Origin of the sequence: Amnimonas aquatica, from assembly GCF_002943415.1 — a bacterium.
Lineage (GTDB): Bacteria > Pseudomonadota > Gammaproteobacteria > Pseudomonadales > Moraxellaceae > Perlucidibaca > Perlucidibaca aquatica_A.
This window is the reverse complement of record NZ_PTQZ01000348.1, coordinates 1-1,225: the sequence shown is the minus strand read 5'-3', so window position 1 is coordinate 1,225 and position 1,225 is coordinate 1. Positions and strand designations below refer to the sequence as shown.

The following is a 1,225-nucleotide window of genomic DNA, read 5'->3' as shown; positions in this document are numbered from 1 at the left end:
GTGCTTTGTTTTCAAAATTTTACAAGATTGTCAGACAATGTTGGTCGTGCAGGTGAGGGGTAACCTGTAATTTGACTGCTGTCGGGTTCGAGTCAACAGGATCATGAACGGACAGCTTGCGGTCGCGGAATGCTGGGTGTCGCTGAGGAGTCCCGCCGATGTGCAGGATGCGGCGCAGGCATGGCTGCGTTCGGAGACCGCACGCTACTCGGCCAGCGATGTCGATATCGCCTGCCGTGCCATTGCCGGGTTGCGCGACTCGCGGTCGCAGATCGGCCCGGTGCCGCTGGACGAGGTGTTTCGCTACCTCGGCGAGCACTTCCATGACCTGCGTCATGCCCAGCGTGATGACTGACCCGGAACACATTCTCTGTCGCGGATAGTGCTGAACGGCAACTATGCGTTTTCATGGCCGCCTTCCACAAGGCGGCTTTTTTTTGCCTGTGTGCCGGCATCAGGTGCCCGGCGGTGGCGGGGCGATCGGCCTCGCGGGCACGGGATAATAATGTAGGCCGGAAATGAAAAAAGGCCTGACGTTTCCGTCAGGCCTTTTCCGTTTCATGTGGCGCGCCCAGAGAGATTCGAACTCCCGACCCCCAAGTTCGTAGCCTGGTGCTCTATCCAGCTGAGCTATGGGCGCGTTGCTGAGGCCGCGAATTATGCGTATGGCCCCCATGGTCGTCAAGCGCAGAATAGTCCGTTTGACTGAATTTCGGCCGCTCGTACGCATGACTCTGCCGGCGGGCAGCCACGAGACCTCCGAGGTTGACCCCTGCCGGGTCTTTGGGTACCGTCCACGGTCCGCACAAAGCGCGGGTTTGATCTGCTGGTTGGGGAGGACGCCATGTCTGTCACAGACGCCCTCTTCCAATTGGGGACACGCTCAGCTTGTCTGAACACCTCCCAAACGGAAGAAGTGCCCGGTAACGCCGGACACGCACACACGGGCATGCCACGCGTGGCATGCCTGATCCTGCTTTCCATTCCGGATATCCATTCGGGCCGAACACCGGTCTGAGGCCGGCGGTCGTCCGCCCGCGAGCTGCCCCGGCATCGGCCCGGAGCGGTCGCCTGCCCGGATGACCGTCGCCATATCCCGGCACGATGTGCCGGCGACCGGACATTGCTGATTGCAAGCGTCGGCGTGAGGTGAACCCGCCGGCCGGAAGGAAAAGAACATGCAGACACCGTACTACCTGATCGACAAGCAGGCCCTGCTGCGCAA

1 protein-coding gene and 1 tRNA gene are annotated in these 1,225 nt (G+C 61.1%); one reads left to right on the top strand and one right to left on the bottom strand.

Annotated features, from left to right (window positions below):
- Window positions 1–103 precede the first annotated feature (103 nt).
- Entirely contained in the window at window positions 104–355 is a 252-nt protein-coding gene (locus C5O18_RS09845; RefSeq protein ID WP_105193444.1) for a hypothetical protein, read from the top strand.
- A gap of 208 nt (window positions 356–563) precedes the next feature.
- Here the strand turns inward: C5O18_RS09845 and C5O18_RS09840 are convergent.
- Window positions 564–640 (bottom strand) — tRNA-Arg (locus C5O18_RS09840).
- Window positions 641–1,225: the final 585 nt, after the last annotated feature.